General features: G+C 63.4%; 9 protein-coding genes and 1 pseudogene. 9 read left to right on the forward strand and 1 reads right to left on the reverse strand.

Features of this window, described 5'->3' with window-relative positions:
- Positions 1-66: 66 nt before the first annotated feature.
- A complete protein-coding gene (locus tag ACK8OE_RS07205; protein ID WP_410271985.1) occupies positions 67-300 on the reverse strand; it encodes a hypothetical protein in 234 nt (77 codons plus the stop codon).
- Positions 301-509: 209 nt separating this feature from the next.
- On the opposite strand from ACK8OE_RS07205, the pseudogene ACK8OE_RS07210 reads away from it, so the two are divergent.
- The 9 genes and pseudogenes from ACK8OE_RS07210 to hisC form a co-directional block, all read left to right on the forward strand.
- Positions 510-3,434: pseudogene (locus ACK8OE_RS07210) on the forward strand (hypothetical protein); the annotation flags it as partial.
- Between the two features lie 236 nt (positions 3,435-3,670).
- A complete protein-coding gene (locus ACK8OE_RS07215) occupies positions 3,671-4,591 on the forward strand; it encodes a sulfite exporter TauE/SafE family protein (protein ID WP_410271986.1) in 921 nt (306 codons plus the stop codon).
- A 9-nt stretch (positions 4,592-4,600) separates the two neighbouring features.
- A complete protein-coding gene (locus ACK8OE_RS07220) occupies positions 4,601-5,422 on the forward strand; it encodes a TIGR02186 family protein (RefSeq protein WP_126421622.1) in 822 nt (273 codons plus the stop codon).
- A 49-nt stretch (positions 5,423-5,471) separates the two neighbouring features.
- Positions 5,472-5,978: a hypothetical protein gene (locus ACK8OE_RS07225; protein WP_410271987.1), complete on the forward strand. Its 507-nt coding sequence runs from the start codon at positions 5,472-5,474 to the stop codon at positions 5,976-5,978.
- Between the two features lie 242 nt (positions 5,979-6,220).
- Positions 6,221-9,181: an ATP-dependent DNA helicase gene (locus ACK8OE_RS07230; RefSeq protein WP_410271988.1), complete on the forward strand. Its 2,961-nt coding sequence runs from the start codon at positions 6,221-6,223 to the stop codon at positions 9,179-9,181.
- Between the two features lie 323 nt (positions 9,182-9,504).
- A complete protein-coding gene (gene leuA, locus ACK8OE_RS07235; RefSeq protein ID WP_410271989.1) occupies positions 9,505-11,178 on the forward strand; it encodes a 2-isopropylmalate synthase in 1,674 nt (557 codons plus the stop codon).
- Between the two features lie 159 nt (positions 11,179-11,337).
- The gene (locus tag ACK8OE_RS07240) at positions 11,338-12,390 is read left to right on the forward strand and encodes a DUF2125 domain-containing protein (protein WP_410271990.1); all 1,053 of its coding nucleotides are present in this window, start codon (positions 11,338-11,340) and stop codon (positions 12,388-12,390) included.
- Positions 12,391-12,537: 147 nt separating this feature from the next.
- A complete protein-coding gene (locus ACK8OE_RS07245) occupies positions 12,538-13,371 on the forward strand; it encodes a chorismate mutase (RefSeq protein WP_410271991.1) in 834 nt (277 codons plus the stop codon).
- A gap of 306 nt (positions 13,372-13,677) precedes the next feature.
- The gene (gene hisC, locus ACK8OE_RS07250; protein WP_410271992.1) at positions 13,678-14,781 is read left to right on the forward strand and encodes a histidinol-phosphate transaminase; all 1,104 of its coding nucleotides are present in this window, start codon (positions 13,678-13,680) and stop codon (positions 14,779-14,781) included.
- Positions 14,782-14,835: the final 54 nt, after the last annotated feature.

Raw genomic sequence — 14,835 nt, forward strand, 5'->3', positions numbered from 1 at the left:
ACAGACGAGCCCTTTAGGGTAAGACTCCGCCACCGTTTTCGTGATTTTCGTGGCCGAAAATCGGCGTCAATACTGTGCCGGTGGATCGGTCTTCAGGCCCAGCACGGTCAGGGCATGGATGATCAGGAAGATGCTGACCGTCGCCGCCAGCAGCATCACGAAGCGCCACGGGATCAGCCGGGGATTTTCCTTGCGCAGGTCGGGCGGACGCGCCCCCAGCCAGCCGGAAAGGACGGTCAGTCCGGCAAATACAGCCAGCAGGATGAGGGTCAGGGGCAGGTTCAGGTCCATGCCCGGCATATGGGCCTCGTGAGGCGCAGACGCGCAAGAGGTGTTGCGTTTTTTTGTGGATAAGCGGTATGCAGGGACTGGCTTCGCCAGAAAAGCGATTCGTTTCGGCGCATCTTCCACAGAAGAATAATGTTCTCCCAGATATTGGGGTTAACAAAAGGTTTACACCCCAGATGATGCGTATTAGCCTTTACCGCAAAGGTTGATAGGGGATTCGGATGAGCGGCACGCCTTGGAGCGTAAAAGGCATCGACGCCAAGGCGAGAGAAGTGGCCAAGGAATTGGCGCACCGCTCTGGCATGACGTTGGGCGAATGGCTCAATCAGATGATTCTCAAGGGCGAAGACGTCGATGCGGCGATCCGCCGTGAGCGTCAGCGCGCGGCCCGTAACCCGGCCCCGCGCACCCGTCGTGCCCCTGAGCCCGTTTACGCCGAAGACGACTACGACGACGATATGTACGCGCCGCGCGATGTGGCCCCTCAGCCCGCGCCGGCGCGTCGTCCGGCCCCCTATTCCATGGCCGCTGAGCGTCAGCGCCGCGCCCCCGTGGCCCCTGCCTATTACGACGAAGCGCCGTCGGGTCAGGCGTCGGGGGGCGACATCGGCAAGGTGACGCGCGTGCTGGAAACCCTGGGGTCGCGTCTCGAAAATTCCGAACTGCGCTCGGCTTCGGCCGTGCGCGGTGTGTCTCAGGCCGTGGAGGCCCTGCTCAACCGTCTGGAGCGCTCCGAAAGCACGCTGGCCGAGACGGTGGCCGAAACCGAAGCGCGCATGAGCGATACGGCGCGTGAAGTGCTCGACAGCGTGGCCGATTCGCGTGAGTGGCTGGCGCGTGGCGATGCCGACCGTCAGGCCCTGTCTGAGCGTCTGGAAACGGCGGAACGTCTGGTCGATGCGCAGGCCGAGCGTCTGGAGGGTCTGTCTGGCCATCTGCGCGAGGAGCGTGAACGCGTGGCGCGTCTGGAGGCCGAGCTGAAGGCCAATCCGGCGCAGGCGGCGTTTGAAACGGTCGAGGCTGCCGTCGGGCGTCTGGCCAATCAGCTTTATGAAAACGACGTCCGCTCACGCGATGTGCTTAAGGATGTGCGCGGCGATCTGGTCGGCCTGTCGCACCGCCTGAGCCAGCTTGAACTGCGCGACCCTGACGCGGCGGCGCAGGCGTTGGTGGACCGCGTGGCCGCGCAATTGTCGCAACGTCTTGAGGCCGCCGAAGCGCGCACCGCCACCGCCATGCGGGGTCTGGAGCAGGCCTTTACGGCGCTGGATGCGCGCCTGAACCGCGCCGAGGCGCAGGGCGATGTGACCGACCCGGAATCGGTGCAGTCGCTGAGCCGTCTGTCGGCCGATCTGACGCGTCGTGTCGAAGAGTCGCGCTTTGAAGTGATGCGTCTTCTGGAAGACAGCCAGCAGCGCTCCGCCGAGGAGACGCTGGCGGTGGTAGAATCGCGTCTGGCGGCGGCTGAGTCGCGTCAGGCCCGCGCCATTGAGACCCTGGGGCAGGACGTCCTGAAAATTGCCGATAACCTCAACCGTAAGGTGGCGGCCGTGCAGAGATCGGGTAATGAGGCGGTCGCCCACATGGCCGCGGATATGAAGCGCCTGAACGATCAGGTCGAGTCGCGCTTTGCCGCGGCGGATGCGACCCACGCCAGCGCTCTTGAGCGCCTGAGCGGGGAAATCGCCCGCATTTCCGAGAGCCTGACGCGCAAGATCGTCGAGACCGAAAAGCGCACCACTCAGGTGCTGGAAGGCGTTGGCGAAGAACTCGATACCCGTCATCAGCGCGTCCATTCCGACATTGCCGAGCGCATTCGTCAGAGCGAGGAGCGCACGCAAAAGCTGCTCGACGAGGCGCGCAACAAGATCGACGCGCGTCTGGGGCAGGCCCAGACCCAGTCCCTGCTGCGCGAAGCCGAACGCGACGCCCCGCAGGCGCCGCTCTATGCGCCGACCGAACTGCAGCAAAAGCCGTTTTCGGCCTTTGAGCATGGCTTCGAAGACGAAGCGCCCGCGCCGGTCGCTGAGGCCGCCCCGGAACCGGTGATCCAGACAGGGGTCAGGCGCGCGTCGTCGGACGATGACCTGACCGGGCGTCTGCTGGAATCGGTGACGCAGTTTGGCGCTGATCCGTTTGAGGACGATCCCTTTACCGATATCGTTGAGCCAGCCAAAGGCCTGGCCTCTGATCCGTTTGCCGAGGCCCTGATCGCCGAAACGCGGGCGCAGGGGGCGCTGAGCGAAGAGGATGGCCGCGACATGCAGGCCCCGCTGAAGCCGCGCGCGGCGCGTGCCGCCGCTGACCCCTTTACCGATGATTTCGACCTCGACCCCTTTGCCGACGTCGATGCGTCGCGCAAGGTGGCCCCGGCGGCCCTGTCGGGCGCGGCCTACGAAGACGCGACAAACCTGTCCACGCGTGACGCTCTGGCGGCGGCGCGCGCGGCGGTACGCGCCTCGATCGAAGGGGTCGACACCAAGAAGCCTCTGGGGCTGAAACTCGGCACCTCGCGCACGCGCGAAGCCCAGCCGAAGCCCGAAAAGGCCAAGGGCAAGACCCTGCTGAACGCCTTTAAGGCCTCGTCCATCGCCATCGTGGTGACAGCGGGGGCGGTCGGCGGTTACTACGCCTTCCGTGACAAGGACGAACCGGCGGCGCAAAAGCCCACCCTGGCGGCGGCGGCGATCACGACGCCCCAGCCGAAGGCGCAGACGGCGCAGGACATGAAGCGTCTCAAGGCCATGTACGAGGCTGCGTCTCTGGCGCTGGATGCCAACGACCCCAAGGCGGTTGAGGCCATGCGTACCGTCGCCGATCTCGGTTATCCGGTGGCGCAGTACGAGATGAGCACCCTCTATGACGGTGGGCGCGACGGGCTGGTCGTGGCCGATAAGGCGCAGGCGCGCCAGTGGGCCGAACGCGCGGCCAGGGCGGACTATCCGCTGGCCATGTATAAGTTTGGTCTGATGAACTATAATGGCGAAGGCGGCCCGCTCGATTACAATGCGGCAGCGAGCTGGATTCGCAAGTCGGCCGAATACGGCGTGCGCGATGGTCAGTTCGGTATCGGCGTCATGTATATGCAGGGCACCGCCATCCCGGAAAACGCCCCGGAAGCCTATAAGTGGCTGTCGATTGCGGCAAATAATGGCGACCGCGAGGCCGAGTCCATGCTCAAGGAGCTGCGCGCGCGTCTGAAGCCGGAACAGGTGGCCACGGCGCAGACCGCCGCACGCGCCTTTACGCCGCTGAAAAGCAAAACAGACGACACCAGCTTAGCGGCGCGTTAACCTTGCGGGGCCAATAAGATATGGCCCCCTCCGGTCGTCTGTGACAGACTTGGCATGGCCGGAAATCTGGTTACCCGAAAGGCCCTGACGTGGAAATCTACCTGCCCATCGCCGAGATGTCGGTGAATGTCTGGCTGATGGCCGGGCTGGGTGTGGTTGTGGGGTTTCTGTCGGGTCTGTTTGGCGTCGGGGGCGGCTTTCTGATGGCCCCGGTGCTGGTGGCGCTGGGCATACCGCCGTCGATTGCGGTGGCGTCTCAGGCCGGGCACGTTCTGGCCACCTCGACCTCTTCCGTCATGAGCTATGGCCGCGAAGCCAGCGTCGATTACCGCATGGGTGCGGTCATGGCCGCGGGCGGCATCGCCGGGGCGGTTGCGGGCGTCGAAGTCTTCCGCCTGCTGCGCCTCCTGGGGCAGGCCGACCTGATGGTCGCCATACTCTACCTGCTGCTGCTGGGCACCATCGGCGGCATGATGCTCAATGAAAGCCTGCGGGCCCTGTTGCGGGCGCGCGACGGCCTGCCTGCCGAACGCCCCAAGGTCAAACGCCCCGGCTGGCTCTACGCCCTGCCGTACAAGATGCGCTTTCCGGTATCGGGCCTCTACATTTCGGTGATTCCCCCGATTGCGATTGGCTTTGTCGTCGGTCTTCTGGCGGCCTTGATGGGGGTCGGCGGCGGCTTTCTGATCGTGCCGGCCATGATCTATCTGCTGCGTATGAAGGCCTCGGCGGTGGTGGGCACCAGCCTGTTTCAGATCGTCATTACGACGCTGGTCACCATGATCCTGCAGGCCGTGCGCAACCATACGGTCGATGCGGTGCTGGCCTTTATCCTGCTGATCGGCGGGGTGATCGGCGGCCAACTGGGTATCCGCGCTGCCACGCGATTCCGCGCCGAACAGATGCGGGTGGTACTGGCCATTATTATTTTAATGGCCGGTTTGCAGATGGGCTTTACCCTGTTTGTACCGCCGGAAGACCCGTTCATTCTGGCCCCCACCAACGGATAGGGGCAGGATATGGTTGCCGCCTCCCTGCCGCCCGACGTCACCGCCCCCGCGCCCCCGGTGCCCTACATCGAGACGCAACCGGCGGCGGGCGTGTCGGCTGACCTCCTGTCCACCGACCTGACCCAGAACCGTATCGAGGTCTCCTCCTCGTTTCAGGGGGCCAAGGTTATCCTTTATGGGGCCGTGTTTCAGCCCGAAGACCAGCCGTCCGACGTGGTGGTGATCATCCGCGGGCCACAGGCTTCGATGCGCCTGATCCGCAAGGTCAAGGCCGGGGCCGTATGGCTCAATTCGCGTCCCGTCGTCTTCGAAGGCGCGCCCGGCTACTATATGGCGGCCTCGTCGCAACCGCTGGACCGCATTACCGATTTTTCGCACCGGCGGCTTCTGGGGCTGGGGCTCGACTATATCGCCATGGACACCTCGCGCGAAAACAAGGTGGTGACGCGCTATGGCGTCAAGGATGTGGTCGTCAACGGCATCGAAGACGACTATCTCGACTGGCGGCGGGCGGTCATCCGGCTGAAATCGAAGGCCGGGCTTTATAATGATAATCCGCTGGGCGTGCGCTTTGTTGATAAGAACCTGTTTCGCGCCGAAGTGACCCTGCCCTCGGAAGCGCCCATTGGCGACTATACGGCGGAGGTCTGGCTGTTCCGCGACGGTCAGCCGGTCGGCTATAGCGAGAAAAAGCTGACGGTGGAAAAGGTCGGGTTTGAGCGCTTCGTCTATACGGTCGCGCACCGTCATGCCTGGCTTTATGGGCTGGCCTGCGTCTTTATGAGCATGGGCATGGGCGCGCTGGCGTCGCGGTTGTTCCGGCGGGGGTGAGTGCTCCCGTTTCCCTCAAGGTGGGGCGAAGGTGTGAAGGATGCCACCCATGCTTGTCACGCTTGGTTCAGCGCTCTATATCTCACGAAACTTAGAGGGGGAGGGGGCTGTGGCGTTCGTAATAATTCTTGTCCGTTCAGTCATCATGACGCTGATCGGAGCCAGTGTTCTGGCGCTTTACAAGATCAATAACGGCCTGTTTGATCCGCTGCGTTACAGTGCGTCGGTCATCGTTCTGGCGTTGGTTTGTTTGGCCCTGAATGGGGTTGAACACTACTGGAAAAGTCATCGGGCCGCGCAAAAGACAGGCCGGATGCGCTGGCAAGCCATCCATGTTGGTTTGGAAAAAGATGGCTTGCTTATTCAAGGGGTAGATGTCTGGAACGAGGATTGGCGCAAAGTGGACGCGCCTTCTTTAAAACTGCCCCACCCAGAGCACACGCAGCAGCGACATACCTATCAAGTCTATGAAATTGGCCCGGTTGATCGCCCTGTTCGCTTTGCGGCGGGTGAACTATCGAACGGTGTCTGGGGCTTCTACATCCCAACGGTTTAGATCGAAATGATTTTAGATGGAAACGGCTTATCGCTATAGCGCCTCCCCTGATTTCAGGGGAGGGTGGCCCGAAGGGCCGGGTGGGGTTAAAGCGGTGGTATTAACCCCACCGTCTTTGACGCCTGTGCGGCGTCAAATCCACCTCCCCTGAAATCAGGGGAGGTGCTTGAATGAAGTTTCCATTTAAAATCATTCAGGTCTAACCGGGGGTCATTATCCGTATGTGTGCGGAGAGGGGGCTTTTGTTAGTCGTCCATAACGACTACATTGCCCGCGTGAGTCCCGATCTTCCCGACATCGCCGATCAGACGCCGTCCGCCGACGCGGTGGCATCCCTGCGCGCGCACTTACCGGCGCAGGGCTTTGCGCTTTTGCCGTCGAGTGGGGCGTTCAGCGACGGGCACGTGTCGCGGCGCATCGGGGCCCCGGAAGCGCGCGAAGCCTGGGGGCGCGAACCCCTGCTGATCGTCAATGCCCCCCTGATGCGGCAGCGCCTGTTCGGACAGCGCTCTTTCCGTGAAGCCAGGCATTTTGACCTTCTGGAGCTGTTTGCCTTTGTGCGCCCGGCGCGTTTTGCCGCCCCGTCCGTGGCCGGTCTGGCGCTGGCCATGGGCTATGGCGAGCCGGAAGGGGCCGAGGCGCAGGCCGCTGTCGTCTATCAAGTGGCGTTGGCTCTGGCGCGGGAGCTGTCCGACGCCCCTCTGGCCTTTCGGCTGATGGCGCGCTCGTCGCTTGAGTTCATGCAGCGTCAGGGCTGGGTCTGGGCCCCTTTCGTGGACGCGGCGTTGAGCCAGAAGCCGGTGCCGGAGGGCTATGTCGCGCCGCCGCCGCTGGAGGTATGGTCGCTGCTCGAAGAATGGGAGGAGCAGGCCCCCGCCGGCGATGCGCGTCAGGTCAGCCTCGGCGAAGACGAGGTGCTGAAAGGCCTGAAGGACAATCTGCATCGCGCCGGTCTTCAGGAGGGCCGCCCCGAACAGCAGGCCTTTGCGCTGAAAACGCGCGAGATGTTTGCGCCCAAATGGGCCTCGGAGCAGCCGAACATGCTGCTGCTGGAGGCCGGGACGGGCACGGGCAAGACGCTGGGTTATCTGTCGCCGGCGCGCCTGTGGGCCGAAAAGGCACAAGGCCGGGTGTGGGTTTCGACCTATACCAAGGCCCTGCAAAAGCAGATCTATAACGACACCCGCGCTCTCTTCGACACCGAGGGCGAGCGCGAAAACAAGGTCGCCATCCGCAAGGGGCGCGAAAACTATCTGTGCCTGCTGAACTGGCAGGAGCGGCTGGCCCCGCTGACGCAAGGGCCGGGCGAGGCGATTGTCGCCGCTCTGGTGGCGCGCTGGATCGTCTATAGCCGGGATGGCGATATTGTCGGCGGTGACTTTCCCACCTGGCTGCCGTCGCTTCTGCCCGCAGGCTCGGCCGCGGCCATGTTCGGGGCGCTCAATCCGGCCAATCTGGTCGATCGGCGCGGCGAATGTATCTATAGCGCCTGCGCCCACTACCGCACCTGTTTCGTCGAAAAGTCGATCCGCAAGGCCAAGTCGGCGCAAATCATCATCGCCAATCACGCGCTGGTCATGGCGCAGGCGGCCTATGATCTGCGCGAGGCCGCCAAGGCCGAACAGGGCGAGGTGACGGTGGAGCCCGAAGCGCCCGGCCTGTCGCGGCTGGTCTTCGACGAAGGCCACCATGTGTTCGAAGCCGCCGACGGGGCCTTTTCGTCGGAACTGTCGGGCTTTGAGGCCTATGAGCTGCGTCGCTGGATACGCGGCAATGAGGGGCGCGGGCGGCGCTCACGCGGGCTGGAACAAAGGCTGGGCGACCTTCTGGCGACGCGCGAAGTGGCGCAAAACGCCCTGAAAGACCTGATCCGCGCGGCGCACCTGCTGCCGTCCGAAGGCTGGTCGCAGCGCCTGACCACGCGCACCCAGTCGGGGGAGATGATGGCCCCTTTGGGCCCCATCGAGGCCCTGCTGGCCGCCGCCCTGAAACAGATCGAGGTGCGGGGGCAGGAAAGCGCCAGCAAGAGCCGCTATCGCCCCGAAGCTGATAATGCCGAATGCGAGGCCCATCCCTGCCTGCCCGAAGTGTCCGAGGCGGCCTCGGCGGCGGCCAAGGCCTTACAGGCCATCGAAGCGCCGTTGCTGGCCCTGGTACGCGCCATTGAGGATGTTCTGACCGGCGAGGAAGAGATCGATCTGGCCGAACGCACGCGGCTCGATGGGGCCCTGCGCGGGCTGGAGCGACGGGCGCGCATGACGCTGCCGGCGTGGCGCAGCCTGTTGCAGCAACTGGCCTATGCCGAGGACGAAGACCCGACGCAACCTTCCCCCTATGTCGACTGGTTCGCCACCATCACGCATGGCGGGCGGCTGGTCGATGTGGGGCTGCACCGCCATTTTGTCGATCCCTCCGTGCCGCTGGCTGACTATGTGCTGAAACCGGCGCACGGGGTGTTGATGGCCTCGGCCACCTTGTCGGACAAGGCTTTGGCGGAACAGCCCGACGAAGACCCGTTTGCTCTGGCGCGGCAACGCACCGGCGCTGCGCACCTGTCGATGGGGGCCAAGTCACTGCGCATCGCCTCGCCGTTTGATTACGAGGCGCAGGCGCGGTTGTTCGTCGTCACTGACGTGCCGCGCGATGATCCGCGCGCCGTGGCCACCGCCATGAAGGCGCTGTTTCTGGCGGCCGGGGGCGGGGGGCTTGGCCTGTTTACCGCCATTCGCCGCCTCAAGGCCGTCTATGAGCAATTGTTCCGGCCGCTGGGCGAGGCGGGGATTTCGCTCTATGCCCAGCACGTCGATCCGCTGGATGTCTCGGACCTGATCAGCGTGTTTCGCTCTGAGCGCCATTCGTGCCTGTTGGGGACCGATGCGGTGCGCGACGGCGTCGATGTGCCGGGTCAGGCCCTGCGCCTGATCGCCTTTGACCGCATCCCGTGGCCGCGCCCGGACGCCCTGCACAAGGCGCGGCGGGCGCATTTCGGGGCCAAACTCTATGACGACGCGCTGGTGCGCGCCAAGCTGGCTCAGGCCTTCGGGCGGCTGATCCGCCGCGCCGATGACCGGGGCGTGTTTGTAATGCTCGATTCGGCGGCCCCCACGCGGTTATTTGCCTCCCTGCCCGACGGGGTGGTGGTGCAGCGCTGTACCTTGGCCGAAGCCGTTACGGCGATTGAGGGCTTCCTGCCGAGGGAGTAGGTCCGGATTGGGGGCCAAAGACGCCGACCCTTTGTGCGCGCTGAAAACCATAGCTTCGCCCCCTCCGTCAGCTCATTTCATTCGCTGCCACCTCCCCATTGCTGCGCAACCGGGAGGAGGGAATGTCATTGACCCCCTATCTTTCAGCGCCTAAGAGTGCGCGCATTAGCCCCTCCCCTGATTGCAGGGGAGGTGGATTTTGATGCGAAGCATCGAAAGACGGTGGGGTTAACTACCGGCGTATAACCCCCCTCCGGCTAAAGCCGGTTTCCCCCCTGATATCAGGGGGGACGCTTCCCCGTTGCGCCTCAGAGTCCTTTGCCATGATGCTCAAAAATCCCGCCAGCAAGTATCGCCCCTTCGTCTTCCCCTTCGACATGTCCGACCGGACCTGGCCGTCGAAGACCATCGAAAAGGCGCCGCGCTGGCTATCGACCGACCTGCGCGACGGCAATCAGGCGCTGGCCGACCCGATGGACGTCGAAAAGAAGATGCGCTTCTGGAAGACGCTGATGCAGATCGGCGTCAAGGAGGTCGAGGTGGGCTTCCCTTCGGCGTCGCAGATCGAATTCGATTTTGTGCGCAAGCTGATCGAGGAAGATAACGTCCCCGACGATGTGACCATTCAGGTGCTGGTGCAGGCGCGCGAAGACCTGATCCTGCGCACCTTTGAGTCGCTGAAAGGGGCCAAAAAGGCCTGTATCCACTTCTATAACGCCACCTCGCCCCTGTTCCGCCGCGTGGTGTTCGGGCTGGAAAAGTCAGACGTGCTGGCTCTGGCGGTCAAGGCGGCGCAACTGATCAAGGACTGCGCGGCGAAGCAGCCGGACACCGATTGGTCGTTTGAATATTCGCCGGAAACCTTCTCGGCCACCGAGCCTGACTTTGCGGTCGAGGTGTGCGAGCGGGTGATGGATGTGTGGGAGGCCTCGCCCGAAAAGCCGGTCATCCTCAACCTGCCGGCCACGGTCGAAGTGTCGTCGCCCAACATCTATGCCGATCAGATCGAGTGGTTCTGCCGTCAGTTGACGCGCCGCTCGTCGGCCATTATCTCCCTGCACCCGCACAACGACCGGGGCACGGGCATTGCGGCGGCGGAGCTGGGGATTCTGGCCGGGGCCGACCGCATCGAAGGCTGCCTGTTCGGCAATGGCGAGCGCACGGGCAATGTCGATCTGGTGACGCTGGCGCTCAATCTCTATACGCAAGGGGTAAGCCCTGAGCTTGATTTTTCGGACATCCGCTCGGTGGTCAATACGGTCATCCACTGCAACAATATCCCCGTGCACCCGCGCCACCCTTACGCCGGCGAACTGGTCTTCACGGCCTTTTCCGGCTCGCATCAGGACGCCATCAAGAAGGGCTTTGCGGTGCATGAGACGCGCAATGACGGCGTGTGGGAAATGCCCTACCTGCCCATCGACCCGGCCGATCTGGGCGAAAGCTATGAGGCCGTCATCCGCGTCAACTCGCAGTCGGGCAAGGGCGGCATCGCCTGGATTCTGGAGCAGGACAAGGGGCTGAAACTGCCGCGCCGTCTTCAGGTCGATTTTTCGCGCAAGGTGCAGGAAATTGCCGATGCGACGGGCAAGGAGATGCAGGCCGCCGATATCTGGCACGCCTTTGAGGACGCCTATTACCTCAAGGGCACGCCGAAATACGAACTGGTCGAATACATCGACTCCGGGGCGCGCCGGGCGGGCGTCGATCGCCTGTTTGCCGGGCGCATCATCCATGACGGCATCGAAACCCCGGTCACCGGGCGCGGCAATGGCCTGATGGCCGCCGCCGTCGATGCGCTCAATGCCGCCTATGCGCTGGGGATCGAGGTGCTCGACTATCACGAACACGCGCTGAGCCGGGGGACGGACGCTAAGGCCGTGGCCTATGTCGAATGCCGTACCGCCGATGATCGTAAGGTCTTCGGTGTCGGCATGGACGTTGATAGCGCGACGGCCTCGGTCAAGGCCATCCTTTCGGCGGCGAATGCCTTGTAAAACGCCTCAGGCCTTGTAAGTTTGGGTTAACAGGTAAGACCCCCTCTCCCTTGAGGGAGAGGGTGGCCCGTAAGGGCCGGGTGAGGGGGCTTTCCCGCGCCGGTTTCCCCCTCACCCCAGCCCTCTCCCTCAAGGGAGAGGGGGTTGAACGGAGCCCTCATGGCCGAAAATCAGGTTGACGTTGCCAAACCCAAAAATAAGCACTCGCGGCTGGGTCTGTTCCTGCCCATCGGGTTGTTCCTGATCGCGGCGCTGCTGTGGAGCGGCTACTGGTTCTTCACCGCGCATCAGATCGAAACCCGGCTGGCCGAGCAAGCGAAGACCCTGACGTCAAAGGGCTATCAGGTCGCCCACGCGCCGTTCAGGGTGGAAGGCTATCCCTTCCGCATGTTTCTTCAGTTGAAAGACGTGCGGTTGATCGCGCCCAATGGCAAGGGGCTGGCCGTTCCGGCGCTGGAGGCCGAGGCCTCGGCCTTCGCGCTCGACAAATGGATGTTTGTCGCCACCAAGGGACTGACGCTCTATCGCGGGCAGGGGGCGGGTCAGAGCGATCTGGGGCAGGTGGCCGTCACCGGTGACGCCCTGCGCGTCAGCGTGTCGGGCTGGACGCAACCCCTTCAGACCATCGGCCTTGAGGGGCTGAACGCCACCTTCGCGCCCTCAAAGCCCGAACACCCCTTCGTCCTGCAAAGCGCCCAGCGCCTCGAAGGGCGCGTGACGCCGACGAAGGACGGGGTGGATACGGTCGATTTCATCTGGCGCGCGTCGGGGGCTCAGGCGCATCCGCAGAGCCTGCTGGGGCGGCTGGGGCAGGGGCAGAATTTCGACATGGCCTTTCAGGGGCGCATGGCGCAGGCCTCCAAATTCCGTGGTGATCTGAATGGCTGGCGCGAGGCCGGCGGGGCCGTGCGTCAGGTGCAGGCCTCTCTGCATGTGGGGGAGCTTGAGGTGTTTGGCCGTTCTGAGGCCCTGTTGCTCGACCCCAATCTGGCGCTCAGCGGGCCTTTGGGGCTGGAAGTCAAGGGCACGGGCGACCCGTTTGCGTTTCTGCTGGGGGCGGGGCTGATCTCTGCGGAATACGAACCGCTGGCGCGCGCCTTTGTCGGCACAAAAATGACGGCAGACAAGCCGGTGAAGCTCGATTTCGTCTTCCGTGAGGGCGGGGCCTATGTCGGGCCGTTGCGCGTGGCGTCGGCACCGGTTATTCGCTAAATTTGCGATCTATATTGTAAAAAATATCGTTTTGTACTGTAATCAGCAGAGCTACACTTTGGTATCTTTGGAAACCAAAGGGACGGCTGTGTATAGTTTTGAAAAGACCCCACCGGCAATGCCGTCACCGGGTCACGGAGACCGAGCTTGGCCCTCAATGCCCGCGCGCAGACCCCACCGTCACCCCTGTCGCTGACTGAGTTGCGACTGCGGATCGACGCGATTGATGCCGAGCTTCTGCGTCTGGTCGATGAGCGTTCGGCGTTGGCGCGTGACATTGCGGCGGCCAAGGCGCGCGAAGGCGGTGACGCCAATGCCTGCCTGCTGCGCCCTGACCGCGAGGCCATGCTGCTGCGCAAGCTGACGGGTAAGCCGCGCGTGGCCGCTTCGGATGCGGCGGTGGTCGCTATCTGGCGCGAACTGATCTCGGAATCGCTGCGCATCCAGGGTGAAGATCAGGGTGGTCTTCACCTTGATTTTTGGGCGGGTGACTCGTCGACGCAACTGGTCAAATGGAGCCGCGAACGCTTCGGGGCTGCGCCCTCTGAGGTCGGTCTGGCCGAGCCGGTGCAGGTCATCGCCGCCGCCCGCGACCCCCGCCATATCGGTATACTGAGCCTTGATCCCCGCGCTGGCGCGTGGTGGGCGCGCCTGCTGGCCGAACCGCAGGTGCGGGTCATCTGCGCCCTGCCGGAGCGCACGCCGGAGCGCCCGAAGGGCTTTGCCATTGCCGCCCTGAAACCCGAACCGACGGGCGATGACGTCAGCTATTGGGTGACGGACAGCCGCCTGTCAGAAGCCGCCCTGACCGAGCTTCTGGGGCAGCGCGGGCTGGCCGCCGAATGGCTGGGCTCGACCGGCGGGATGAAGCTGTTTGGCCTGTCCGGTTTTGTGCAGGAAGACGACAGTCGCCTCGACCCCAAGGCGGAAAAGGCGCTGGGGTCGCTGTCCGGTGTGATCGGGACATCCCCACGAATTTAGCGATACCTCCTCCCCTGCGATCGCGGGGGAGGTGTCAGCGAAGCTGACGGAGGGGGCAACCCGCCGTGCCAACATGGCATTGAACCGGCTGCCCCGTGGTGCTAACCAGCACCTAGTGTCCTGAATCTGAAATTCGCATGTGATTGATATCGTCCACTGGCGAATTTCAGATTCAACAGGACACTACCAAATTATTGTATCTAGTATCGTTTTTTGAATTTGAAGTTCGCCCGGCTCTCGATATCAGAATGAAGCGAACTTCAAATTCACGATACGAGTAAAATTCGCACGCGCAGGAACATCCCGATGGATACCGTTTCGCCCCCCGCCGCCCAACCTGAACCGAAATCCGGTATCTGGGAGATTGCCGCCTATGTCGGAGGCAAGTCGAAGATCGAAGGCGTGGCCGAACCGATCAAGCTGTCGTCTAATGAAAACGCGCTGGGCAGTTCGGCCAAAGCTGTCGAGGCCTTCGAAGCCGCGCGCGCCAAGCTGTTCCGCTATCCCGACGGCCACGCCGCCCCGCTGCGTGAGGCCGTGGCCGCCTATCACGGCCTTGAGCCGCACCGCCTGATCTTTGGCAACGGCTCGGACGAGGTGTTCGGCGTGCTCAATCAGGCTTGGCTCGAAGCCGGGGACAATATCGTCACCGGTGAACACGGCTTCCTTGCCTACCGCATCAGCGCCGAGGCCTGTCAGGCCGAGGTGCGTCTGGCCCCCGAACCGGCTCAGCGCGTCGAAATCGAACGCCTGCTGGAGCTGGTCGATGCGCGTACCAAGATCGTCTATATCTCCAACCCGGCCAATCCGACCGGCACCTGGAACACACCGGAAGAGATTGCCGATCTGCGCAGCCGTCTGGCGCCGCACATCCTGCTGGTCATCGACGAAGCCTATGCGGAATTTGCTGACGAGCCGACCTATCAAAGCGCCTTTGCGCTGGCGCGCAATTGCGACAACATGATCGTCACGCGCACCTTCTCGAAGATTCACGGACTGGCCGGGTTGCGCGTCGGCTTCGGCTACGCCCCCGTGCGGGTGATCGAAGCGCTGGATCGCATTCGGATGCCATTCAATATCAATCTGCCGGCCCAGTACGCCGCTGTGGCGTCACTGGCCGATCAGGCGCATCTGGACGCCTCGCGCACGCAGGTACTGCAATGGCGGCCGCGTTTCTATCAGGCGGTGCGGGCGCTGGGCTATCGCGTCGATGTCAGTCAGGGCAATTTCGTCCTGATCCACTTCGCCGACGAAGCGCAGGCCGTGCGCGCCAATGACCACCTGATGCGCAAGGGCTTTATCGTGCGTCATGTCGCCAATTACGGTCTACCGCACTGTCTGCGCGTGACCATTGGCAAGGATCACGAAAACGAAGGCTTCCTTGCGGCAATGGGCGCGTTCCCCGGTTAGCCGGTGCGACAAATAATCGCTTTTGGCGACGGCGCGCGCTGAACTATAGTCACT

This window comes from Asticcacaulis sp. W401b (genome assembly GCF_046503825.1).
Lineage (GTDB): Bacteria > Pseudomonadota > Alphaproteobacteria > Caulobacterales > Caulobacteraceae > Asticcacaulis.

Bases quoted from the DNA above. Each gene is read 5' to 3' on its own strand.
- ACK8OE_RS07240 (WP_410271990.1), top strand. From the start codon at position 11,338: ATGGCCGAAAATCAGGTTGACGTTGCCAAACCCAAAAATAAGCACTCG.
- ACK8OE_RS07225 (WP_410271987.1), top strand. From the start codon at position 5,472: ATGCTTGTCACGCTTGGTTCAGCGCTCTATATCTCACGAAACTTAGAG.
- hisC (WP_410271992.1), top strand. From the start codon at position 13,678: ATGGATACCGTTTCGCCCCCCGCCGCCCAACCTGAACCGAAATCCGGT.
- leuA (WP_410271989.1), top strand. From the start codon at position 9,505: ATGATGCTCAAAAATCCCGCCAGCAAGTATCGCCCCTTCGTCTTCCCC.
- ACK8OE_RS07205 (WP_410271985.1), bottom strand. From the start codon at position 300: ATGCCGGGCATGGACCTGAACCTGCCCCTGACCCTCATCCTGCTGGCT.
- ACK8OE_RS07220 (WP_126421622.1), top strand. From the start codon at position 4,601: ATGGTTGCCGCCTCCCTGCCGCCCGACGTCACCGCCCCCGCGCCCCCG.